The sequence below is a fragment of the Gordonia sp. LMA167 genome, assembly GCF_058130025.1.
On record NZ_CM176708.1, the window covers coordinates 2,172,145 to 2,194,556 of the forward strand.

The 22,412-nt window shown below is 65.6% G+C and carries 20 protein-coding genes; 8 read left to right on the forward strand and 12 right to left on the reverse strand.

The window, feature by feature from the left end; all coding sequences use genetic code 11:
* The first annotated feature begins 24 nt into the window (after positions 1-24).
* On the forward strand, positions 25-474 hold the full coding sequence (locus ACVT6V_RS09775; protein WP_489899609.1) for an SRPBCC family protein: 450 nt from the start codon (positions 25-27) through the stop codon (positions 472-474).
* A 77-nt stretch (positions 475-551) separates the two neighbouring features.
* On the opposite strand, the gene ACVT6V_RS09780 is transcribed toward ACVT6V_RS09775, so the two are convergent.
* The 3 genes from ACVT6V_RS09780 to ACVT6V_RS09790 form a co-directional block, all read right to left on the reverse strand.
* Entirely contained in the window at positions 552-857 is a 306-nt protein-coding gene (locus ACVT6V_RS09780) for a DUF1416 domain-containing protein (RefSeq protein ID WP_489899610.1), read from the reverse strand.
* A gap of 2 nt (positions 858-859) precedes the next feature.
* A complete protein-coding gene (locus tag ACVT6V_RS09785; protein ID WP_489899611.1) occupies positions 860-1,699 on the reverse strand; it encodes a sulfurtransferase in 840 nt (279 codons plus the stop codon).
* A 514-nt stretch (positions 1,700-2,213) separates the two neighbouring features.
* Positions 2,214-3,134 (reverse strand): LmeA family phospholipid-binding protein, encoded by a 921-nt coding sequence (locus ACVT6V_RS09790; RefSeq protein ID WP_489899612.1) that lies wholly within the window; start codon positions 3,132-3,134, stop codon positions 2,214-2,216.
* Between the two features lie 147 nt (positions 3,135-3,281).
* Between ACVT6V_RS09790 and ACVT6V_RS09795 the strand changes: the two genes are divergently transcribed.
* The 6 genes from ACVT6V_RS09795 (at position 3,282) to pstB (ending at position 9,200) form a co-directional block, all read left to right on the forward strand.
* Positions 3,282-4,070 carry a winged helix-turn-helix transcriptional regulator gene (locus tag ACVT6V_RS09795; protein ID WP_489899613.1) on the forward strand — a complete coding sequence of 263 codons (789 nt, stop codon included), beginning with the start codon at positions 3,282-3,284 and terminating at the stop codon, positions 4,068-4,070.
* A complete protein-coding gene (gene mshD, locus ACVT6V_RS09800) occupies positions 4,051-4,971 on the forward strand; it encodes a mycothiol synthase (protein ID WP_489899614.1) in 921 nt (306 codons plus the stop codon). Before ACVT6V_RS09795 ends, mshD begins: the two co-directional genes overlap by 20 nt.
* Before the next feature lie 233 nt (positions 4,972-5,204).
* Positions 5,205-6,326, forward strand: a complete 1,122-nt coding sequence (gene pstS, locus ACVT6V_RS09805) for a phosphate ABC transporter substrate-binding protein PstS (protein ID WP_489899615.1) — start codon at positions 5,205-5,207, stop codon at positions 6,324-6,326.
* A gap of 41 nt (positions 6,327-6,367) precedes the next feature.
* Complete coding sequence (gene pstC, locus ACVT6V_RS09810) at positions 6,368-7,459, forward strand: phosphate ABC transporter permease subunit PstC (RefSeq protein WP_489899616.1); 1,092 nt, start codon at positions 6,368-6,370, stop codon at positions 7,457-7,459.
* Positions 7,456-8,382, forward strand: a complete 927-nt coding sequence (gene pstA / locus ACVT6V_RS09815; RefSeq protein ID WP_489899617.1) for a phosphate ABC transporter permease PstA — start codon at positions 7,456-7,458, stop codon at positions 8,380-8,382. Before pstC ends, pstA begins: the two co-directional genes overlap by 4 nt.
* Positions 8,383-8,423: 41 nt before the next feature.
* Positions 8,424-9,200: a phosphate ABC transporter ATP-binding protein PstB gene (gene pstB, locus ACVT6V_RS09820; protein ID WP_489899618.1), complete on the forward strand. Its 777-nt coding sequence runs from the start codon at positions 8,424-8,426 to the stop codon at positions 9,198-9,200.
* Between the two features lie 65 nt (positions 9,201-9,265).
* Here the strand turns inward: pstB and ACVT6V_RS09825 are convergent, their stop codons facing one another.
* From ACVT6V_RS09825 to gad, 7 genes are all read right to left on the reverse strand, one after another.
* Positions 9,266-9,415: a hypothetical protein gene (locus tag ACVT6V_RS09825; RefSeq protein ID WP_489899619.1), complete on the reverse strand. Its 150-nt coding sequence runs from the start codon at positions 9,413-9,415 to the stop codon at positions 9,266-9,268.
* 217 nt (positions 9,416-9,632) lie between these two features.
* The gene (gene phoU / locus ACVT6V_RS09830; RefSeq protein ID WP_489899620.1) at positions 9,633-10,295 is read right to left on the reverse strand and encodes a phosphate signaling complex protein PhoU; all 663 of its coding nucleotides are present in this window, start codon (positions 10,293-10,295) and stop codon (positions 9,633-9,635) included.
* Positions 10,296-10,395: 100 nt separating this feature from the next.
* Positions 10,396-12,528, reverse strand: a complete 2,133-nt coding sequence (locus tag ACVT6V_RS09835; RefSeq protein WP_489899621.1) for an LCP family protein — start codon at positions 12,526-12,528, stop codon at positions 10,396-10,398.
* 156 nt (positions 12,529-12,684) lie between these two features.
* The gene (gene dusB, locus ACVT6V_RS09840) at positions 12,685-13,770 is read right to left on the reverse strand and encodes a tRNA dihydrouridine synthase DusB (RefSeq protein ID WP_489899622.1); all 1,086 of its coding nucleotides are present in this window, start codon (positions 13,768-13,770) and stop codon (positions 12,685-12,687) included.
* A 128-nt stretch (positions 13,771-13,898) separates the two neighbouring features.
* Entirely contained in the window at positions 13,899-14,891 is a 993-nt protein-coding gene (locus tag ACVT6V_RS09845) for an acyl-ACP desaturase (RefSeq protein ID WP_489899623.1), read from the reverse strand.
* A gap of 306 nt (positions 14,892-15,197) precedes the next feature.
* The gene (locus tag ACVT6V_RS09850; RefSeq protein WP_489899624.1) at positions 15,198-15,710 is read right to left on the reverse strand and encodes a nuclear transport factor 2 family protein; all 513 of its coding nucleotides are present in this window, start codon (positions 15,708-15,710) and stop codon (positions 15,198-15,200) included.
* Between the two features lie 43 nt (positions 15,711-15,753).
* Positions 15,754-17,157 carry a glutamate decarboxylase gene (gad, locus tag ACVT6V_RS09855; protein WP_489899625.1) on the reverse strand — a complete coding sequence of 468 codons (1,404 nt, stop codon included), beginning with the start codon at positions 17,155-17,157 and terminating at the stop codon, positions 15,754-15,756.
* Between the two features lie 144 nt (positions 17,158-17,301).
* Here gad and ACVT6V_RS09860 point away from each other — a divergent pair, with 144 nt between their 5' ends.
* A complete protein-coding gene (locus tag ACVT6V_RS09860; protein ID WP_489899626.1) occupies positions 17,302-18,702 on the forward strand; it encodes a WS/DGAT/MGAT family O-acyltransferase in 1,401 nt (466 codons plus the stop codon).
* Between the two features lie 509 nt (positions 18,703-19,211).
* On the opposite strand, the gene ACVT6V_RS09865 is transcribed toward ACVT6V_RS09860, so the two are convergent.
* Complete coding sequence (locus ACVT6V_RS09865) at positions 19,212-21,227, reverse strand: NAD(+) synthase (protein WP_489899627.1); 2,016 nt, start codon at positions 21,225-21,227, stop codon at positions 19,212-19,214.
* Between the two features lie 18 nt (positions 21,228-21,245).
* Positions 21,246-22,403 (reverse strand): acyl-CoA dehydrogenase family protein, encoded by a 1,158-nt coding sequence (locus ACVT6V_RS09870; protein WP_489899628.1) that lies wholly within the window; start codon positions 22,401-22,403, stop codon positions 21,246-21,248.
* Positions 22,404-22,412: the final 9 nt, after the last annotated feature.

Sequence of the window (22,412 nt, forward strand, 5' to 3'; positions counted from 1 at the left end):
CCGCGCGAGTGGTTGGATGGGTACATGACCGAAGAAGAGCGGATCTCACAGGCTTCTCTCCGAATGTCGGCGCCCGCGGCGCGCATCTTCGAGTTGATCGCCGACCCGGCCCGACAACCGGAGTGGGACGGAAACGACAACCTGGCCGACGCGCCCGGCGGCCACCGGGTGACCCGTGTCGGCGACATCTTCACGATGACCCTCACCAACGGTTTGGTCCGGGAGAACCATGTCGTCGAGTTCGACGAGGGCCGCGTGATCGCGTGGTGTCCGGCGGAGCCGGGAGGCGAACCCCGCGGACATGTGTGGCGCTGGGAGCTCAGTCCGGAGGGGGAGAACGCGACAGTGGTCACCCACACCTATGACTGGACGAACCTGCACGACGAGCAACGTCTGCCCCGCGCCCGATGGACCACCCCGGACCGTCTGCGTGCCTCGCTCGATCGACTCGCCGCCGTCGTCGAGGGCGCGTAGCGACAGGGCTGTCAGAGAAGTCGAGGGCCCGGCCACCTGTGTGGTGGCCGGGCCCTCGTGATGTCCGGGAGGACGAATTACTTCGAGACGACGATGTCCTTCTCGTGAACGCCGGGTCCCTCGGGTGCGATGGTCACATCGCCGTTGCCGACCGAGGAAAGTGCGCGCAGCGTCCAGTTGCCGGGTGCGGCGAAGAACCGGAAGTCGCCGGTCGGGCTCGCCACGACCTCGGCGGTGAACTCACCGGTCGAGTCGAGCAGCCGCACGAAGGCACCGGCCACGGCCGCTCCCGACGAGTCGGTGACCTGCCCGGTCAACACGGTTTCCTTCTCGACGTCGACGCCGGCGGGCAGCTTCTGTCCCTGCTTGGGTGCAGCACACATATTTACTTTCCTTCTCCCAGCTCGACCGGGACGCCGACCAGCGACCCGTATTCCGTCCAGCTGCCGTCGTAGTTCTTCACATTCTGATGGCCGAGGAGCTCCTTGAGCACGAACCAGGTGTGGCTCGAGCGCTCGCCGATACGGCAGTAGGCGATGGTCTCCTTCTGGCCGTCGAGGCCGGCTTCCTTGTAGAGCTCGGCGAGGTCGTCGTCGCTCTTGAAGGTGCCGTCCTCGTTCGCCGCCTTGCTCCACGGCACGTTGATGGCGCCGGGGATGTGGCCCGGGCGCTGGCTCTGCTCCTGCGGGAGGTGGGCCGGCGCCAGGATCTTGCCGGTGAACTCGTCCGGGCTGCGCACGTCGACGAGGTTCTTGTTGCCGATGGCCTCGACGACCTCGTCGCGGAACGCGCGGATGCTCACATCCGGCTCGGCGGCCTTGTAGTCGGTGGTCGAACGGGAAACGGCGTCGGTGGACAGCGGCCGTCCGTCGAGCTCCCACTTCTTGCGTCCGCCGTCGAGCAGTTTGACGTCGATGTGGCCGTACAGCTTGAAGTACCAGTACGCGTAGGCCGCGAACCAGTTGTTGTTGCCGCCGTAGAGCACGACGGTGTCCTCATTGGAGATGCCGCGCTCGGAGAGCAGCTTGGAGAACTGCTCGGCATTCACGAAGTCACGACGGACCGGATCCTGCAGATCGGTCTTCCAGTCGAGCTTCACGGCGCCCGCGATGTGGCCACCGTCGTAGGCGCTGGTGTCCTCGTCGACCTCGACGAGGACGACGTTGTCGGTGTTGAGGTTCTGCTCAGCCCAATCGGCGCTGACCAGGACGTCGGAACGTGCCATGGTTGATCCTTCCCGGATACCTGAACGAAATGTGTTGTGCGTGTGATGCGGGATGATGTCGGCGCGGTGGTTCGTCGCGGATGAGTGGCCACCGAGAATGGTGTCCGGACTCGGACGAGTGATGCCAGATGTGCAAGAACTGCCGCGGCCGCCATCGTGAATGTGAACGCGCCGAGCAGGCGCCGCGCTCACCGTTCTAACGACAGCAACAGTCGGCGACGCGACAGAAGTCGATCGCACGACGGCGAGTGAGCATGAACTCACGGCGGCGTTGCATGCCGACCAGGGTACACAGAGGTGACCTACGCCTCCAAACCCGCCCGATGGCGGCCGACAGAACCCGAAATTTCGTCGAGAGAACCCGTCGCCAGGGCGAATTCCGCCGGTTACTGCGCAGGTCGAGGGTTCTCTCGACGAAATTTCGGGTTCTGTCGGCGTGATGCGGGGTTCTGTCGGCGTGATGCGGGGTTCTGTCGGCGTGATGCGGGGTTCTGTCGGCGCAGCCGCACCGTGGTCAGAAGTCTCGCGGCACGAGGTCCGACTCGCCTTGTGTGCCAGCGAGCACCACGTCACTTCCTTCGCTGTGAGCGCGAGTGGGCGTCACATTCCATGGCATCGGCAGGCGGGGGAGGGTCGTGGTGAAGCGGGACAGCACATAGGAGCGGAGGTCCGGCGCGACATCGGAGTCGATGTGGCGTTCGGGGCCGGTATAGAAGCCGGTTGCTTCGATGTGCAGGCGCCCGTCGACGACAGACAGATCGACCTCGACGCTGACCTTCACCGTGGGGCCGGGGTAGGCCGACGCGGATGGCGGGATCGGGCTGTCGGCGTCCACGGGTGGCAGGGGCACGGTCCCGGACAGGAGGACACCGCTGGAACGCTCGAGTAGGCCATCGGAGGGGCCGCCCCCGCCGGCGCGGTCGGTCGGTGCGGGCGTGTTGACCGTAAGGTCGAGGATGCCCATCATGCGACCGAGGTTCACCGAATCGAGCCGTGTGTAGGCGTCGATCGACGAAGTGTGCACTATGTCACTCGATTCGATCTGAAACCCGTTGACAACCGACATACCGTCGAGTACGGCGCCCAGTTCGGCGTGACATCCGCCGGGCGGCGGACACCCGATCGGCACCCCGCGCGCGGTGATCACCGCCCCGGCGAAGTCGCCTTCAAGTGAATGGCTGATGAACGGGAAACCGCTGATGGTGACCTCGGGATCGTAGATCACGTGCGGTGACGAGAGCAGCGCGCGAGAGAAACTGTGTTCGCTACGCATGGCGACCGCCGTATCGGCCAGGAACGCACCGATTGTGACCAGGGTCACGAGAATGATGCCGATGCCCAGAACTCGACGTCCGGGGTGGCGTCGGCGTGGTCGGGGCTCAGGCGTGCGCTGCCGACCGCGCTCGGTCGCCTTGTTAACAGCGAAACGCGACATTGGCGCTATTCTGTCATCTATCGCGCACACGTTGGTAAGGCGGCGTAAACAATCGACCGTCGCGCGAAAGACGCCGAACCGGGCTCGACGGTGCGTTCCGGGGCGGCGCGACCTTGGGTTTGGGGAACGACGAGATCGGAGTGGTTCATGGATCTCTTGCTGTTGACGGCCGACCCTAATCCGGAATCCGTACTGCCATCGCTTTCACTGCTCGCGCACACGGTTCGAGTCGCACCAACCGAGGTGTCCTCGTTGATGGAGGCCGGTAACGCCGACGTCGCCATCGTCGACGCCCGCACCGATCTCGCCGCTGCCCGCGGCCTCTGTCGGCTGTTGGGCAGCACCGGTTCATCGGTTCCGGTCGCGGCGGTGCTGACCGAAGGCGGACTCGTCGCCGTCAATGCCGACTGGGGGCTCGACGAGTTCCTCTTGCCGGCCACCGGTCCGGCGGAACTCGATGCGCGACTTCGGTTGCTGGTGGTGCGGACCCGGGGCATGACGTCGGAGGAGGCCAGCGGCAAGGTGACGCTCGGTGAACTCGTCATCGACGAGGGCACCTACACCGCGCGTCTGCGTGGTCGTCCGCTCGACCTGACCTACAAGGAGTTCGAACTCCTCAAGTACCTCGCCCAGAATGCCGGCCGTGTGTTCACCAGAGCGCAACTGCTGCAAGAGGTCTGGGGCTACGACTTCTTCGGCGGCACCCGCACCGTCGATGTCCACGTGCGTCGTCTGCGCGCCAAGCTGGGTAGCGAGCACGAATCCCTGATCGGCACGGTCCGCAACGTGGGCTACAAAGCGGTGCGCCCCAATCGGGGTCGACCGGGTGCCGGTGACAGTTCGCTCGACGTGGTCGGCGACGAGGACGACGATCTCGGCGCGGACGATCTCGACGGCCCGTTCGATGAGGAGTTCAGTGCGAGCACCGGGAACTGAGTCCGGAGTCGAGCCGACGGTCCTCGATCGGCTGACCCCCGAGATGGCTGCTTTCGCACACGGATTGGTGGCGTCGGCGACCACCGCGGACGGCGTCTCCCCGCTCTCCGAGCAGGCGGTCCACGCGATCGACGCATCGGCCGACTCGGGTGTGCGCCATCTGATCTCCGGTGCCGGCTACGCCAACGTGCTGCCGGGTCGGCCCGGCGAGTCCGCGATGGTCGAGGCCGTCGTCGACCCGGCCGACCGGCGCAGCGGATTCGGTCGGGCGCTGGTGTCGTCGGCGTTCGCTGTGGCATCGGATCTGATCGCGGACCCGGGCCCGCAGGCGTGGGCGCACGGGGATCTGCCCGGCGCGGTTGCGCTGGCCGCGTCGATGGGTCTGGCACGGCGCCGCGAACTGCTGCAGCTCCGACGCCCGGTGGGTCCTGATGCCGAGTCGCTGCCTGCCCTCGAGGTCGCCGAAGACCTTGTGCTGCGCACCTATTCGGGGCCAGGTGACCACGCAGAGATCCTTCGCGTGAACAACGCCGCCTTCGACTGGCATCCCGAGCAGGGTGGATGGACCCTCGATCAGATCGATGAGCGTGTGCGCAGCGACTGGTTCGACGCCGACGGATTGTTCCTCGCGTTCGACAGCCGAGATCCTGCGCGACTGCTCGGATTCCACTGGACGAAGGTACATGACCAGTCCTTGGGCGAGGTCTACATCGTCGGTGTCGATCCCGCGGCGCAGGGTCGCGGACTCGGGCGGCTGCTGACTCTGGCCGGACTCCATCATCTCGCCGATCGCGGTGTCGCCGAGATCGAGCTCTACGTCGAAGGCGACAACACGGCGGCGCTGCGCACGTATGAACGACTCGGGTTCACCCAGTACGCGATCGACGTCGCGTACGGATGATTTGATCGCGCGGATGGCCCGGTTCGTGCGGCTGGAAAACCATACCTTCGCGTCGGCGAAGTGGGTCGCCTGACCGGCTATGTGATCGGTCACAACGACGCCAGTAAACGGACCGTAATTCATTCTCCGTTCACCTTCGGGGCGCGGAGTGTCCACCCTCCGAACCTAGGGTCAGTGCGACCGGGCGACGTCGCTACGGCGATGCGCCATGATCTGATGCTGGAGGAAAACCTGTGAAATTGAGTCGTTCCGGTGTTGCGCTCGCCTCGTTGGCGGCCACTTCCGCTCTCGTCCTCGGTGCATGTAGCAGCAACGCCGACAAGGGGGACACCAGCGCCGCACCGGCGTCGGCGGTCGCCGACATCCAGTGCCAGGGCAAGCAGGCGCTCAAGGCCAGCGGTTCGACCGCGCAGGCCAACGCCATGACGATCTTCTCGACGTCGCTCGCGAAGACCTGCCCCGGCTACGAACTCGCCTACGGTGGCGGTGGTTCGGGCCAGGGGGTCTCGGACTTCAACCAGAACCTGACCGACTTCGGCGGCTCCGACTCACCGCTGAAGGACGAGGACGTCGCGGCGGCGGCCCAGCGCTGTGGCTCCGAGGCATGGAACCTGCCGCTGGTCTTCGGCCCGATCGCGGTCGCCTACAACATCGACGGCGTCGACAACCTCGCGCTGTCCGGCCCGACCCTGGCCAAGATCTTCAGTGGTCAGATCACCAAGTGGAACGACCCGGCCATCGCCGCCGAGAACGAGGGCGTCGACCTGCCCGACGAGCAGATCAACGTCATCTATCGCGCCGACCAGTCGGGTACCACCGACAACTTCCAGAAGTATCTGACCGCGGCCGGCGGCTGGGACAAGGGCACCGGCAAGACCTTCAACGGTGGTGTCGGCGAGGGCAAGCAGGGCAACCCCGGTGTGGGCTCCGCGGTCAAACCGACCAACGGCTCGATCGCCTATGTCGAGTGGGCGTTCGCACAGTCGAACGATCTGTCGATGGCCAAGATCATCACCGACCAGGACCCCCAGGGCGTGGAGTTGACGTCGGAGACCGGCGGCAAGACCATTGAGTCGGCGACATTGCAGAACGGACCCGACAACCACAACATGGTGATCGACACCTCGTCGTTCTACAAGCCGGCTGAAGCGGGTGCCTATCCGATCATGCTCGCCACCTATGAAATCGTGTGCTCGAAGTACTCGGACACCCCGACCGCGGAGGGCGTCAAGACGTTCCTCAATGTGGCCTCGGCTCCGCAGAACCAGGGCGCAGACCTGCAGAACGCGGGCTACATCCCGCTTCCGCAGGAGTTCCAGACCAAGCTGCAGTCCTCGATCGACGCGATCCAGTAACTGCCGCTCCGGCTCCCTCACAGGAATAGACGATCAAGAAGATGTCCGTGGATGACACCACCGGAGTCGGCCCCGGCCCGGCGAGCAGCAGCTCGCCGGGCCAGGCGCCGCCCCCCACACCCGAGAACGATCCGAATCTCACACCCGAGCAACGCGAGCTGGAAGAGCAGATCCACCCGGGTCTGAGCAGCCCTCGCGGACAGTTGGGGGACCAGATCTTCGCCTACCTGGCGAAGGGCACCGGTTTCCTCGTCATCATCCTGATCGCCGCCATCGGCATCTCACTTCTCGTCGATGCGATTCCGGCAATCCTCGACAACAACGCCAACTTCCTCTTCTCGTCCGAGTGGAACGTCAGTGGCCAGGACTTCGCCAACGGCACCGCGGCATTCGGTGTGTGGGAACTCTTCCGCGCCACCGTGCTGTCATCCGGTTTCGCGCTGGTGATGGCCACGCCGATCGCGATCGGCATCGCGGTCTTCCTGGTGGAGTACGCGCCCACTCAGATCGCCCGCGCGCTCGGCGCGGTCATCGACCTGCTGGCCGCGGTGCCGTCGATCATCTTCGGCCTCTGGGGCATCTACATTCTCGCGCCGGTGATCGCACCATTCGCAGAGTGGCTGAACGACACCTTCGGCTGGTTCTTCCTCTTCTCCAGCGGCAAGACGTCGATCTCCGGTGGGGGCACGATCTTCACCGCCGGTATCGTGCTCGCGATCATGATGCTGCCGATCATCACCTCGATCACCCGCGAAGTGTTGCGGCAGACGCCGTCGGCCCACAAAGAGGCGGCACAGGCGCTCGGCGCCACGAAGTGGGAGGTCATCCGGATGACCTCGTTCCCGTACGGGCGTTCGGGCATGATCGCGGCATCGATGCTGGCGCTGGGTCGCGCGCTGGGCGAGACGATCGCACTGATGATCATCCTGAGCGCGGCCGTCGGTCGCCTCAAATGGTCGCTGTTCGAAGGCGGCGACACCTTCGCGTCGAAGATCGCACGCGACGTCGGCGAGTTCGTCGGCAGTGAGGCGTCCGCCGGCGCGTACATCGCGGCGGGTCTGGTCCTCTTCGTCCTCACGTTCGTGGTCAACGCGGTCGCCCGCGTGATCGCCGGTGGAAAGGTGAACGGATGACAATCACTGCGGAGGTCTCGCCCAGCGGGCCCGTCAAGTCATCGCCGAGCGCGTTCCGCGACGTGTCGGCGGGCCGCAAGTTCCGCAACAATGCGGCGCGAAGCGTGTTCGCAGCCTGCTTCGTCCTCGGGGTCATCCCGCTGGTGTGGCTGCTCTACACGGTCATCTCCAAGGGATTCCCGGCGATCACCGACCCGAACTGGTGGTTCGGCAACGCCTACGGCGTGGACACCACCAGCCAGTACGGGGCCGGCATCTCGCAGGCGATCATCGGCTCACTCATCCAGGCGCTCATCGCGACGGTGATCTCGGTGCCGATCGCGGTGATGACCGCCATCATGCTGGTCGAGTACCCGACGACCTGGCTGGTCAAGCCGGTGAGCTTCATGGTCGACATCCTGGCCGGCGTGCCATCGATCGTGGCCACCCTCTTCATCTTCACCGTGTTCGTGATCGGGCTGTCCATGGGGCAGAGCGCGTTCATGGTCAGCCTCGCGTTGATCCTGCTGATGATCCCGATCGTGGTGCGCTCCACCGAAGAGATGCTCAAGCTGGTGCCGGACGAACTGCGTGAAGCGTCGTATGCGCTGGGTATCCCCAAGTGGAAGACCATCATGCGGATCGTGATCCCGACCGCGCTGTCGGGCATGCTGTCCGGCATCTTCCTCGCGATCGCCCGCATCATGGGTGAGACGGCGCCGGTGCTGATCCTGGCCGGCCCGGCCAGTTCGCAGGTGCAGACCAACCCGTTCGAGGGCGGGATGACATCGCTGCCGCTGTTCATCAAGGACATGTGGTCCTCGGCCCAGTCGGCGTCGAGCTTCTACTACTGGGGAGCGGCCCTCACCCTGATCATCATCATCGCGATCCTCAATCTGATCGCGGCGATGTTGGCCAAGCTCCTCGCCCCCAAGACCCGCTGACGGCTCACCGCAATCACGCACGACACCAAGAAGGCATCGACATGGCCAAGCGCCTCGACATCAAAGATCTGAACGTCTATTACAGCAAGTTCCATGCGGTCAAGGACGTCACCCTCTCGGTCCCGCCCCGCAGCATCACCGCCTTCATCGGCCCGTCGGGCTGCGGCAAATCGACGGTGCTGCGCACCCTGAACCGGATGCACGAGGAGATCCCCGGCGCCTACGCGGTCGGCAGTGTGCTGCTCGACGGTGAGGACATCTACGCCAAGGGCATCAACCCGACCGCGGTGCGGACCACCATCGGCATGGTGTTCCAGCGCCCGAATCCGTTCCCCACCATGTCGATCCGCGACAACGTGGTGGCCGGCCTCAAACTGCAGGGTATCCGCAACAAGGCGCAGCTCAACGAGGTCTGCGAACGCAGCCTCCGGGGCGCGAACCTGTGGGAAGAGGTCAAGGACCGTCTCGACAAGCCCGGTGGCGGCCTGTCCGGCGGCCAACAGCAGCGGCTGTGCATCGCCCGCGCCATCGCGGTGTCCCCGGACGTACTGCTGATGGACGAGCCCTGCTCGGCACTCGACCCGATCTCGACGCTGGCGATCGAGGACCTGATGGGCGAGCTGAAGAAGGACTACACCATCGTCATCGTCACCCACAACATGCAGCAGGCCGCGCGCGTGAGCGATCAGACCGCGTTCTTCAACCTCGAGGGTGTCGGCCAACCCGGTCAGCTGGTGGAGATCAACGACACCGAGACGATCTTCTCCAACCCGACGAAGCGGGAGACCGAGGACTATATCTCGGGCCGCTTCGGCTGAGCACGAGACCACGCAGCCGCGCCATCACCGACACGTTCGGTGGTGGCGCGGAGTCGTTTTCGGGGTCAGATACTGCTCAGCAGGAGAACGATCAGCAACGCGATGAGCGACAGCGTGATGCCCGCGTAGAGAAGGATCTGGCGCCGGTGGGCGGCGGCCTGCTCGTCGTCGGTGACCATGCGGAAGTCGGATTCCGCCGGAGGGTGCTGAGCCATGTCAGAACCCTAACGGGCCCGCACGTGCCCGGAGAAATCGATCGGGGCCTCAGGTGAGGACCATCTCACACCGTCCGCTGACGCGGCCTGGGTCGCAGCCATACCACGGCGTACGGACGATCACACGCGCAGCCCCAGCAAGAAACCGCGCCCGGAGCGTGTGACATCGGGCTGGGATGTCGCACGCTCCGGGCGCGGGATCGCGTCGAACGAGGTGTCAGGACACCTCGAGGTACTGCTCCGGGGTCTTACCGGTTGCCTGGAACACCACCCGGCGCCCGATGAGGACGGCGTGATCGGCGAATCGCTCGTAGTAGCGGCCGAGCAGGGTGATGTCGACCGCGGCGGCGACGCCATGACTCCACTCGCGATCCATCAGGACCGTGAACAGGTGCCGGTGCAGGTCGTCCATGGCATCGTCATCCTCTTGTAGCCGGATGGCGTCCCGGGGGTTCTGCGTCGTCAGCACCTCGCGCGCGGTGTCGGCGAGCTTGACGGCCAGCCGGCCCATCTCGGCGAAGTAGCCGTTGACCTCTTCGGGCAACGCCTTCGCGGGATGGCGACGGCGCGCGACCTTCGCCACATGCAGGGCCAGCGCACCCATGCGGTCCACATCGGCCACGATCTGGAATCCACTGACGATGCTGCGCAGGTCGCCGGCGACGGGTGCCTGCAGGGCGAGCAGCGCGAACGCCTGCTCCTCCGCGCGTGCGGACAGCTCGTTCATCCGGTCGGCGTCGGTGATGACTTCTTCGGCGACGGACAGATCGGCCTGCAGGAGTGCCTGCGTGGCACGTGCCATCGCGGCACCGGCGAGATCGCACATCTCACCGAGGGTCGAATTGAGCGCCTCGAGCTGCTCATGGTAGGCGGTACGCATGGTCTCCAGCCTAATCGGTCCGCTGATGTTCCCCGGGTTCGGCACGGTGAACTCCCCGTGAACGCGCGGTGCATCGCTGTGTTCGGCGGGAATGCGCAGGTCAGCGGCAGGTGGTGTCGCCCGCGTTGGTCACCGCGAGGTCGTTCGGCAGGCTCGACGAGTTGGACGCCGGGGGCAGCTGCTGGACGGAGATCGTGCGTCCGGTCGCTGGCGGCTGACCCACAGATCCGTCGTAGTCGGACCCGAGGATGACCTCGACTCCCGACTTCACCGTTCGGTCGAGCTGAATCGACGCGCCGGGGAACATCGTGGCCAGTGTGGCCGCCGAATCCTCCTCGCCACCGCCGTAGCGGATGACGGTGTCCGTACGGTTCTCCGACGCATCGGCGACACCGCGCACATCGAAGCCCATCGACACCAGCTGATCGGACGTGTCGCCGGCCGCTCCCGTCCGTCCGGTGCCGTTGAGGACGCGAACCCCGACGTTTTCGGGACTCTGCGCGGTGGCGGACAGGCGGGTCGGGGCGGGGTCGCTGGTCGTCGTGGTCGACGTGCTCGATGCCTTTGTGCTGCTCGACGTCGACGGCTTCTTCTTGGCCTGCTCACCGGGCAGCGGCTGGTCATCGATGATCGCGTTGAAGATCGCATTGATGTCGTCGGTGCGCGGGATCTCGTTGTTGAGCCCGTCGGTGGTCGTCCCCGACGTCGGGATCGTGAGGAACGTGACACGTCCCGCCTCGATTCCCTGCATCGATTCGGCAAGCTTCAGCAGCGACTGCGTGTCGACACCGTCGACATAGCTGTACTGGATGAAGGTGTTGACGATGCTGTTGAGTTTGTTCGGGCTGGACAGCACGTTGCCCGACAACGTCGACCGCAGCAGCGACGACATGAACAACTGCTGCCGTTTGATGCGCCCGTAGTCCCCGTTGCCCTCCGACGCGATGTTGCGAGCACGGACGTAGTTCAGTGCGCGACGGCCGGTGAGCTTCTGAGTGCCGGGTTTACGCAGGATCTGGCCGAGTTCGTAGTCATAGAGCGGTGCCGTCGAACAGACCTGGACTCCGCCGACAGCGCGGACCACCTTCTCGAAACCGTAGAAGTCCATCGCGATGAAGTGGTTGATGTTCAGGCCGCTCATCTGGGTGATCACGCTGACCAGACACTTGGGTCCGCCGTCGGCGTAGACGCTGTTCAGCTTGATGCCGGTGGCCGGCTCCAGATCCGCACCATAGGTACCGGCACTGTTGTCCCACTCCTGGCACTGCGGCCTGTCGACCTGCAGGTCGCGGGGAAACGAGACGGCGACGACGCGACTGCGATTGGCCGGGATGTTCACCAGGATCACCGTGTCCGAGCGGGCGCCGGCGGCGTCGTCGGTGGTACCTGCACCGACATTGGCGTTCTGGCCGCTTCGCGTGTCGGTGCCGACGATGAGGTAGTTCTCGTCGCCGTACTGCGCATCCTTCTTGCGGATGTTGGAGTCTTCCGGATTGACCGCGTTGATGGTCTTCCAGTTGCCGTTCACCGACTGCAGGTAACCCCACACGAAGCCGGTGCCCACCAGCGCCATCACACATGCGACCGCGACCAGGATTCGTCCGGTGACGGTGACGTTGCGGCCGAGGTTGCGGCGACGCTCTGCGGGGCCGGGATGGCGGAGCGGACGCGATCGGGGCGGGATGGTGTCAGAGAGATCGGGGGTGGGCTGGAGCGGCCGGATTCGGCTGCCCTGCCCGCGTGACTCCTCGGTGACCCGTTGGCGCGTCGCGTCGTCGGACAGGTCGACGTCGGGATCGGTGGGACGGTCGTCGGCTCGGACCGTGGGGATCTTCTGGGTGACGTCGTTCCCACCGGGGTACTGGCCCAGATCGCCGAACCGGTGGACCGTCGTGGGGTCGTCGTCGGCCGGAGGCTGGGGCGCGGGACGGTCGGACTCCGCCGGAGTGGCGGGGGATTGCGATGCCGCGGGGTCGGCGGGGGACGGCGACGCCGGGCCGGCGTTCATCTGCTCCATGAGCTCGCGCACCGTGAGCCGGGTGCGGCCGCGCACATAACGGTCGGTGGCCCGCGGTTCGTGCAGTGCGCCATGCGCCGGCACCTCGTTCGTGGGTGCCTGCCCGTACAACTCCTTGAAGTCGTTGGTGCCGCCGGATCGCCCAGCGCGCCGACTGCGACGAGGCTTGTTGCCTTCGTCGGCCGGCTCGTCCGGTTCCGATCTCCTACGACTCAACTGGAATTCCCCTTGACCCCGACTACTTCAACGCCGCGTCGAGCTGCTGCGGCGCACCATGACATCGCCTCCGCCCATGCGGAAGCCTCGGGTCATAGTACTGATTGCACCTGAGAACATGTCTCAGCCACCACGGCCAGACCCGAATTGTCCAGGTCAACCGCCAGAATGCATGACCTCGGCGCCCTCGGGGACGATGTCCTCGTCCGGGTCGTCGAGCCACCCCTCGGGCAGCGCGACCTTGGCCGGTGATCCCTGGCGCCCTCGCGGGCCGTGGCCGTCGGCGGGGAACTCGGCGTCGGCGGGCAACGTCGCGACGAGTTCGCGCAGTTCATCGACGGTCTTGACCAGCGCCATCCGACTGCGCAGGTCGGATCCTGCGGGGAAGCCCCGCAGGTACCAGGCGACGTGCTTGCGGATCTCCCGGCAGCCCTTGTCCTCGCCGTGATGTGCGGAGAGCAGCTCCGCGTGCCGAATGATGATCTTCGACACCTCACCGAGGTTGGGCGCGGGCGGTGCGTCGAGGCCGTTGAGTTCGGCGGCGAGTTCGGCGAACAGCCATGGCCGTCCCAGGCAGCCGCGACCGATGACCACGCCGTCGCAGGCCGTGTGGCGCATCATCGCGATCGCGTCGGACGGTTCGAAGATGTCCCCGTTGCCCAGCACCGGGACGTCGGTCACATGCTCCTTGAGCCGGGCGATCTCATCCCAGTCGGCCGTCCCGGAGTAGCGCTGGGAGGCGGTGCGCGCGTGCAGGGCGACCGCCTGAGCGCCTTCCGCGGCGGCGATGCGTCCCGCGTCGAGATGCGTGTGGTGCTCGTCGTCGATGCCGATCCGGAACTTGACCGTGACCGGGATCGACGTGCCCTCCGTCGCGCGGACCGCGGCGGCCACGATGCGCTGGAACAACTTGCGCTTGTACGGAATCGCCGATCCGCCCCCCTTGCGGGTCACCTTGGGTACCGGGCAGCCGAAGTTCATGTCGATGTGGTCGGCGAGATCTTCGTCGACGATCATCTTGGCCGCCGCGTAGGTGTTCTCCGGATCGACCGTGTACAGCTGCATCGACCGCGGGTTCTCGTCCGGCCCGAAGGTGGTCATGTGCATGGTCACCGGATGGCGCTCGACGAGAGCGCGGGCGGTGACCATCTCGCAGACGTACAGTCCGGACACCGTGCCGGTCCGCTCGAGCTCGAGCTCGCGGCACAACGTGCGGAACGCGACGTTGGTGACCCCGGCCATCGGCGCGAGCACCACCGGGCTGGCGAGGTCGATGGATCCGATGCGCAGTGCGGGTTGTGCGGACAGCAGCGAACCGGCGCCCTCGGTTGAAGCTGAGGGCGCCGGTCGCGTCGAGTCCAGTGTCGTGCTCAGGATGCCTGCCGCTCCCGTTTCTTGGCTTCGCGGGCGAGTGAGCGGTCGCGCATCTCTTCGAAGCGGATGGTGTCCTTCTCGAGCTGCTCGAGGAATGCGGCGAGCTCCTCGCGGGTCTTCTCGCCCTCGGCGCTGAAGTCGTCGCGTTCGAAGACGTTCCATTTCCGCAGCACGGGCATGACGACGTCCTCGAGATGCTGGCGCAGGTCGTAGATGCCGTGCTTGGCCATCAACACGCCGTTGCGGCGGAAGTTGGGCATGCCGGCACCGGGCATCTGGAAGTTGGTGACGATGTCGGTGACGGCGCGCAGCGTCTGGTCGGGGGAGATGTCCATGCCCGCACCGCAGATGTTGCGGTAGAAGATCATGTGCAGGTTCTCGTCGGCGGCGATGCGCTGCAGCATCCGGTCGGCGATCGGATCGTCGCAGGCCTTGCCGGTGTTGCGATGGCTGACCCGGGTCGCCAGCTCCTGGAACGTCACGTAGGCGACGGAGTGCAGCAGGCCCAACTCGTCGGCGTATTCCTCGAGTTCATCGGCGCGTCCGGCGGCGGCCAGCATCGGGTCGTAGCCGTTGGTCATGTGGATCATCCGGGCCTCTTCGAGGGCGACCGGGTCGACGCCACGGGTGACGACGAGGTAGTCGCGCATCACGATGCCGTGGCGGTTCTCCTCGGCGGTCCACCGGCCGACCCAGTGGCCCCACGCGGAGTCCATCGAGAAGTTGTCGGCGATGACCCGGTGGTATGACGGCAGGTTGTCCTCGGTGAGGAGGTTGGTGATCATCGCGGCCTTGGCGACCTCGCCGAGCTGCGACTGCTCGGGGTCGTAGTCCACGCCGCCGAGTGCTGCGTAATTGCGGCCCTCGTCCCACGGGACGTAGTCGTGCGGGTTCCAGTTCTTGGCGATCTTCAGGTGCCGATTGACGTTCTCCTCGGCGACCGGCGACAGCTCCTTGAGGAGCTCAAGCTGAGTCAGCTCGCGTGCCATTAATTTCCTCCGAACGGGTGGGGGTCCGCATCTGATGTATGTCTTGTCTCGGCGCCGACCGACACAATGATCAGTCGTCCAGGGTACGTCACCAGGCCAGGTCGACCAAGTCCATACCTACGCAATCGTAACCACGCGTACGTGGCGTTACGTCCGCCTCGCATGACGTCGGTCACGATCGGCCGTCATCGGCCGATTCGACGCCGCGCCGTTCGATCATCGCCGATCGGCGCCGTTTGTCGCATTCTCCGACGCGGATTCACAGCCGATTCGCAGCCGTTGTCACCGCCGAATCACCCGCGTATCTCAGCTGCGCCGGGCGAACATTGCACCGATGGTCTCCATCCACCGGGCCGCATCCGGGTCAAGGGTACCGAGTTCGGCGGCCTTCTCGCACCACTTCATCGCCGCCTGCCCGAACTCCAATGGGTTGTAGACGTCCTCTTCCCGACGCCAGAGGCCGTTGCCGGCATAGGTCAGGATCGTGATGTTGGTCGCGGTGACGTGGGTCCCGTCGCCGGGGTCGCGCATGGGGTTGTCGACCTCACAGATGACGCGGGCAGTCGCGGCGTCGACCACATGCCAGAGGGATGGAAACCCCGTCATATGGCTGCCGGGGAAGGCGGTCATCGTCTTCCAGATCCAGCTGCGGATCTCCTCTCGGCCGGACATGGTGCCCAGTGCATGCTCGATGTACTCGGCATCCTCGGTGAACAGATCGGCGAAACGGTCCCAGTCGCGGCTGAGGGCGACCTCGGCGACGGTGGTCTGGAACGCGCCGAAGGCATCGTCGAGCTCGGCGTGGGTGAAGGTGCTCATCGTGAGATGAGCCTACTAGAACCTGTTCTAGTGTGGGATGGGTTCAGTGGCGGAATCCGCTCGTCGCGTGGGGCGTGGGCATCGGCGTATCCAGACTGTCGAGGTACTCGACCGACGCCCGCAGATCGCGCAACAGGATCTCCGCGAGGTCGTGGGACAGCCCGTTGCGCACCACGATTCGCTGCACCCGCTGGTCGGAGAGGTTGTCGGGCAACGGGTAGGCGGGCACCAGCCAGCCGCGCTCGCGTAGCTGGGCCGACAGGTGATCGAGGTTCCAGTTCTCGGTGTGTCCGGGGGCGAGTTGCCATGCGAACACCGGGATGTCGGAGCCGTCGCTGCGCAGCACGAATTGGTCCATCGCGCCGATCGCCGACGACAGGTGCAATGCGACGTCCTGGCAATTCTGTTGCACCTCGCGATAGCCCTCGAATCCGAGACGCAGGAACTGGTAGTACTGCAGCAGCACCTGGGAACCCGGCCGGGAGAAGTTCAACGCCAGGGTGGGCATGTTGCCACCGAGATAGCTGACGCGGAACACCAGGCTCTCCGGAAGCAGCGACTCCTCGCGCCACACGACCCAGCCGATCCCCGGATAGACCAACCCGTACTTGTGTCCGGACATGTTGATCGACGCGACCCGTTCGAGCCGGAAGTCCCACACCAGGTCCGGTTGCAGGAAGGGGGCGACGGCGCCGCCGGACGCACCGTCGACGTGGATCGGGATGTCGAGTCCGGTGTTCTTCTCGATCTCGTCGAGCGCCGCCGCGATCTTCGCGACCGGTTCGTAGGCGCCGGTGTAGGTGACGCCCATGATCGGGACGACCCCGATCGTGTTCTCGTCCACATAGGACGCGAGATCGTGGCCGTCGAGGACGGGGTGTTCGTCGGTGATCGGCACGTAGCGGGCCTCGACCTCGAAATAGTTGCAGAACTTCTCCCAGCACACCTGAACCGCAGACGACATGATCAGGTTCGGCGTCCCGACGGGCTTGCCCTCGGCCTTACGCCGCTCGGCCCAGCGTCGTTTGAGGGCGAGACCGCCGAGCATGGCCGCTTCTGACGACCCGATGGTCGATGTACCGACGGTCCGGGTGGGGTCCGGTGCGTTCCAGAGATCGGCCAGGATTGTCCAGCAACGTGTTTCGATCGCAGCCGTCTGTGGGTACTCGTCCTTGTCGATCATGTTCTTGTCGGCGGACTCGACGTAGAGCCGATTGGCATGCTCGTCCATCCAGGTGCCCACGAACGTGGCCAGGTTCTGCCGGGCATTGCCGTCGAGCATCGACTCGTCGTGCACGATCTGGTAGGCGGTCTCGGGCAGGGATGGATGCTGCGGAAGCGCGAACCGAGGGAACTCGGTTGCTTCACCGGGGCGCGTGAAGAGCGGATTCGCACTGACCGGGATGTCGGCGACATCCTTGCGGTCAACCTTCTCATGGTGATCCATGGCATTAACCTACAGCGAAACTTCGCCCAGATGGCCTGATCTTCCGGCATCATTGGCCGGGGTGGTCGTCGCGTCATCTGGAGGGACGACGCCGGTGCGCCGGTCGTGGTCGCGCCGTCGGTCGAGTGAGGGTGGTTGGGTGCAATGCAACGTCTGAGTGGGCTCGACGCCTCGTTTCTCTATCTCGAGACGAGGTCGCAGCTCATGCACGTGATCGGTCTCATCGAGATCGATCCGACCACGATGCCGGGCGGATACAGCTTCACCAAGATGCGCGACGAACTCGAGCGCCGGATCGCCGGAATGCCGAATTTCCGTCGCAAATTGGACAATTCGCTGTTGAACATCGACCATCCGGTGTGGATCGAGGACGAGGACTTCGACATCGAGCGGCACGTGCACCGCGTCGCGGTACCGGCGCCGGGCGGGCAGACCGAGCTGGCCGAACTGTGTGGCCACCTGGCCGGGCAGACGCTCGACCGCGGGAAGCCGTTGTGGGAGCTGTGGGTCCTCGAAGGGCTCGCGGACGGCAAGGTTGCGGCCATGCTGCGCATGCACCACGCCGGTGTGGACGGCGTCACCAGTGCGGAGATGCTGGCGCAACTGTGCACTCTCACGCCGGAATCGCCCGATCTCGATCGCGACAAGGTGACCGAGACCGCGGGCCCGGCGTCGCGGACCGCCATGGCGGTCACCGGTGCGGTCAACTATTTCGTCCAGCGGCCGATCGCGATGGCGAAACTCATCCCCGGCACTGTCGGCGTGCCGATCGGCTGGTTCCGTCGCAGCCGGTCGAAAACTGCGATGCCCCTGCCGTTCCAGGCCCCGCGCACCCGGTTCAATGCGCCCATCACACCGCATCGATCGCTGGCGATGACCCAGCTGTCCATCGACGACGTCAAGCGGGTGAAGAACAAATTCGGCGTCAAGATCAACGACGTCGTGCTGGCCATCACCGGTGGCGCCCTGCGTGCCTACTTCGAGAAGCACGGTGAACTGCCGGAGCAACCGCTGGTCGCGATGGTGCCGGTGTCGGTGCACGGCGCCGACGAGAGCTCGTTGGTCACCGGCGGTACCAACAAGGTCACCGGCATGTTCACCCTGCTCCCATCAGATCTCGACGACCCGGTCGAACGGCTCGAGCAGGCGGCGGCACAGGCACGCACCTCGAAGGACCATCACGGCGACATCGACGCGAACATCCTGCGGGCGTGGGCGCAGTTCGCGCCTGGCACCACCATGTCGACGCTGATGAAGCTCTACGGCAGTCGCAAACTGGCACTGGCACATCCGCCGGTGTTCAACGTGCTGGTGTCCAACGTCGCCGGACCCGACTTCCCGCTCTACTTCCTCGGATCACGCGTCACCGGTGTGTATCCGCTGGGTCCGATCTTCCACGGCCTCGGCCTCAACATCACCGTGTTCTCCGCCGACGGCAATCTCAACGTCGGCGTCCTCGCCTGCACCGACCACGCCCCAGACGTGTGGTCGATCGCCCACGCCTTCGACGACCAGCTCAAGCAGTTGCTGGAGCGGTGCGACTGATCTCCAGGCCCCCTCGAATATAAACCGCACCGGCCTTGCCAACGCGCCCGGCACGGAGGGCGAGAGAACCCGGCGGGCTGGGGGTGAGTTGCATCGTGCCGAGTTGCGTCGCGCCGAGTTGGATCGTGCCGAGTTGGATCGTGCGAGTTGCATCGCGCCGAGAGAACCCGGAATTTCGCCGAGAGAACCCAGAGTTACAGCGAGAGAATCGGTTTGGTGGAGAGGCTGGGTTCTCTCGACGAAATTCCGGGTTCTCTCGGCCTCCGTGTTGCAGGTTGGTGAGGTTGGCTCGCCCGTTGTTGTCGGTTGGTGAGGTGGGCCGCCCGTTGTTGTCGGTTGGTGAGGTTGGCTCGCCCGTTGTTGTCGGTTGGTGAGGTGGGCCGCCCGTTGTTGTCGGTTGGTGAGGTGGGCCGCCCGTTGTTGTCGGTTGGTGAGGTGGGCCGCCCGTTGTTGCCGGTTGGTGAGGTTGGCTCGCCCCGTTGTTGCGGTTGCTGAGGTGGGCGCCAGCGTCACCAGTTCTCGAGCCAGGCTTGGCTGCTCGCGTCGCTCGGGCTGCGCCAGTCGCCTCGGGGGGACAGGGAGCCGCCGGAACCGATCTTGGGGCCGTTGGGCATTGCGGTGCGCTTGAACTGGTTGGCCATGAATCGTTTGAGGAAGACGCGTAGCCAGCGTTCGATGGTGTCCGGGTCGTATTCGTTGCGCCGCTGGGTCACGATCATGTCCGACCAGGGGCCGCGTTCCCGGTCGCCCCATGCCTGCGAGGCGAGGTAGGCGATCTTGGCGGGACGGTAGCCGTAGCGGGTGAGGTAGTAGAGGAAGAAGTCGTGCAACTCGTAGGGGCCGACGGTACCTTCCGTGCTCTGCACCTCGCCGTCGTCGCCGGCGGGCACCAGCTCGGGGGTGATCACATCGTCCAGGATCTCGGCCAGGGTGTCCGTCGTCTCCTGCGAGTACGCGCTGGTGGTGATCATCCACCGGATGAGGTGCTGGATCAGGGTTTTGGGCACCGACGAGTTCACGTTGTAGTGCGACATCTGATCGCCCACGCCGTAGGTGCACCAGCCCAATGCCAGCTCCGAGAGGTCACCGGTGCCGAGCACGATCGCGCCGTGGTGGTTGGCCAATCGGAACAGATGTGAGGTGCGTTCGCCGGCCTGCACGTTCTCGAAGGTGACGTCGTAGACCTTCTCGCCGCGGGCGTACGGATGATCCAGGTCGGCCAGCATCTGCTCACACGACGGCCGGATGTCGAGTTCGGTTCCCGAGACACCCAGCGAGTCCATCAGCACGTGGGCGCGACGCAGCGTCGCCGAACCGGTGGCGAATCCGGGCATCGTGTAGGCCAGGATGTTCTTCCGCGGCAGGCCGAGCCGGTCGAACGTGTCGACCGCGACCAGCAGTGCCAGCGTCGAATCCAGCCCGCCCGACACGCCGATGACGATCTTCTCGATACCGGTGGATCGCAACCGTGCGGCGAGACCCTGCACCTGGATGTTGCCGACCTCCCGGCACCGGAAGTCGCGGTCGGCGGCGTCGGCCGGGACGAACGGGAAGCGTGGTACCTCGCGATGCAGCGTGTCCTCGACGGCCGTGATCGATCCGAGTTCGAAACGGATGCGCCGCAACGGTTTCAGGTCGGCTGCGAAGTCGCCCACCTGATCGCGCAGGCTGATCATCCGCATCCGCTCCTGCCGGAGCCGATCCAGGTCGATGTCGGCGGTGATCATCTGCTCGGACATCGCGAACTGCTCCGAGCGGGCCAGCAGAGTCCCGTTCTCGGTGATCAGTGCGTCACCGTCCCACGAGAGGTCGGTGGTGGATTCGCCGAAGCCGGCCGCCACATACACATGCGCGGCCACGCACCGCGCGGAGTGGCTGGTGCACAGCGACTTCCGGTACGACTCCTTGCCGACGGTCACCGGGCTGCCGGACAGGTTGGCCAGCACGGTGGCCCCGGCGAGGGACGCCCATGTACTCGGTGGGATCGGAACCCAGCCGTCCTCGCAGATCTCCACATGGACGGCGAACCCGGGCAGGTCGACGGCCTCGAAAATGAGGTCGGCACCGAACGGGACCTCACGACCCAGCACCGTCGCCGTGCTCACCGCCGCGTCTCGGGCGGCGGCGAAGTACCGCTGCTCGTAGAACTCCCGGTAGTTGGGCAGATACGACTTCGGGACCACGCCCAGGATCTCACCGTCGTGGACCACCGCCGCGCAGTTGTACAAGCCGTCGCCCACGACCAGCGGCACACCCACGGCGACCAGCGGGCGCAGGCCCCGGCTCGCGTCGACGACCTCCGCCAGCCCGTTCAGACAGGCGTCGAGGACGGCGTCCTGCTGCACCAGGTCGTCGATGCTGTAGCCGCACAATCCCAACTCAGGGAATACGACCAGGGCCGCACCACCATCGGCCGCCGACCGCAACAGTTCGATCGTCCGCCGGGTGTTGACCGCCGGGTCGGCGATGGAGACGACAGGGACGGCTCCGGTGACTCGGGCGAATCCGTGCTCGTAGACAGACACGCCGTCGAGCCTAGTCGGTCACAGCCCGAGGTCCTTCGCGATGATCGTCTTCATCACCTCGTTGGTGCCGCCGTAGATGCGGGAGACCCGGGTGTCGGCGTAGAGCCGGGCGATCGGGTACTCGGTGATGTAGCCGTAGCCGCCGTGCAGTTGCAGACATTTGTCGATGACCCGCCCCGCGGTCTCGGTGGCGAACAGCTTGACGCGAGCGGCGTCCGGGACGCTGAGCTCACCAGCGTTGTGCAGTTCCAAGGCGCGGTCGACGAACTGCCGGATCGCCTCGACATCGGACGAGCATTCGGCGAGCACGAACTTGGTGTTCTGGAACGACGCCACCGGTTTGCCGAAGACGTCGCGCTCGCGGGTGTAATCCAGCGCATGCTGCACGGCGGCGGCCGCGGTGGCGGACGCGCCGATCGCGATGGTCAGGCGTTCCTGCGCGAGATTGTGGGTGAGGTAGCTGAAGCCCGCGCCTTCCTCACCGAGCCGGTCCTCGACGGGGACCTGCACCGAACTGAACGAGAGCTCCGCGGTGTCGGAGGCCTTGAGACCTATCTTCTCCAGCTTGCGCCCGACAGCAAATCCCTCGGATGCGGTGTCGACGACGAGGATCGACAGACCGGAACGGCGGTTGTCGGCATCGAACGGCGAGGTCCGGCACACCACGAGGACGCGATCGGCAAGCGCCCCGCCGGTGATGAACGTCTTCGCACCGTCGAGGACGTAATGGCTGCCGTCCTCGGACAGTTTCGCGGTGGTCGAGATGTTCGCGAGGTCCGACCCGGTGCCCGGTTCGGTCATCGCGATCGCGAACATGATGTCGCCGGAACAGAACCCGGGCAGCCAGCGCTGCTTCTGGTCGTCGGTTCCGTACTCGAGCAGGTAGGGGAGGATCAGATTGGAGTGCACCGAATAGCTGCCGAACGTCACGCCGGCCGCCGACGTCTCCTCGGCGATCACCATCGAATAGGTGAAGTCGTGCGCACCGCCGCCGCCGTACTCTTCGGGTGCCTCGATGCCGAGCACGCCCAGATCGCCCAACCGGTTGTAGAACTCGCGCGGCGGATGTCCCTGCTTCTCCCAGTCGTGGTACTGCGGCACGACCTCCTTGGCGATGAAATCACGGATGGTCTTGCGAAAGGCGTCGTGATCATCGGTGAACACGGTGCGCTGCATGGCTTTCCC

Coding starts and splice junctions, on each gene's coding strand:
- pstA (WP_489899617.1), top strand. CDS start 7,456: ATGACAATCACTGCGGAGGTCTCGCCCAGCGGGCCCGTCAAGTCATCG.
- ACVT6V_RS09795 (WP_489899613.1), top strand. CDS start 3,282: ATGGATCTCTTGCTGTTGACGGCCGACCCTAATCCGGAATCCGTACTG.
- ACVT6V_RS09825 (WP_489899619.1), bottom strand. CDS start 9,415: ATGGCTCAGCACCCTCCGGCGGAATCCGACTTCCGCATGGTCACCGAC.
- ACVT6V_RS09850 (WP_489899624.1), bottom strand. CDS start 15,710: ATGAGCACCTTCACCCACGCCGAGCTCGACGATGCCTTCGGCGCGTTC.
- pstC (WP_489899616.1), top strand. CDS start 6,368: ATGTCCGTGGATGACACCACCGGAGTCGGCCCCGGCCCGGCGAGCAGC.
- phoU (WP_489899620.1), bottom strand. CDS start 10,295: ATGCGTACCGCCTACCATGAGCAGCTCGAGGCGCTCAATTCGACCCTC.
- ACVT6V_RS09870 (WP_489899628.1), bottom strand. CDS start 22,403: ATGCAGCGCACCGTGTTCACCGATGATCACGACGCCTTTCGCAAGACC.
- gad (WP_489899625.1), bottom strand. CDS start 17,157: ATGGATCACCATGAGAAGGTTGACCGCAAGGATGTCGCCGACATCCCG.
- ACVT6V_RS09780 (WP_489899610.1), bottom strand. CDS start 857: ATGTGTGCTGCACCCAAGCAGGGACAGAAGCTGCCCGCCGGCGTCGAC.
- dusB (WP_489899622.1), bottom strand. CDS start 13,770: ATGGCCGGGGTCACCAACGTCGCGTTCCGCACGTTGTGCCGCGAGCTC.
- pstB (WP_489899618.1), top strand. CDS start 8,424: ATGGCCAAGCGCCTCGACATCAAAGATCTGAACGTCTATTACAGCAAG.
- ACVT6V_RS09860 (WP_489899626.1), top strand. CDS start 17,302: ATGCAACGTCTGAGTGGGCTCGACGCCTCGTTTCTCTATCTCGAGACG.
- ACVT6V_RS09785 (WP_489899611.1), bottom strand. CDS start 1,699: ATGGCACGTTCCGACGTCCTGGTCAGCGCCGATTGGGCTGAGCAGAAC.
- ACVT6V_RS09790 (WP_489899612.1), bottom strand. CDS start 3,134: ATGTCGCGTTTCGCTGTTAACAAGGCGACCGAGCGCGGTCGGCAGCGC.
- ACVT6V_RS09845 (WP_489899623.1), bottom strand. CDS start 14,891: ATGGCACGCGAGCTGACTCAGCTTGAGCTCCTCAAGGAGCTGTCGCCG.
- ACVT6V_RS09775 (WP_489899609.1), top strand. CDS start 25: ATGACCGAAGAAGAGCGGATCTCACAGGCTTCTCTCCGAATGTCGGCG.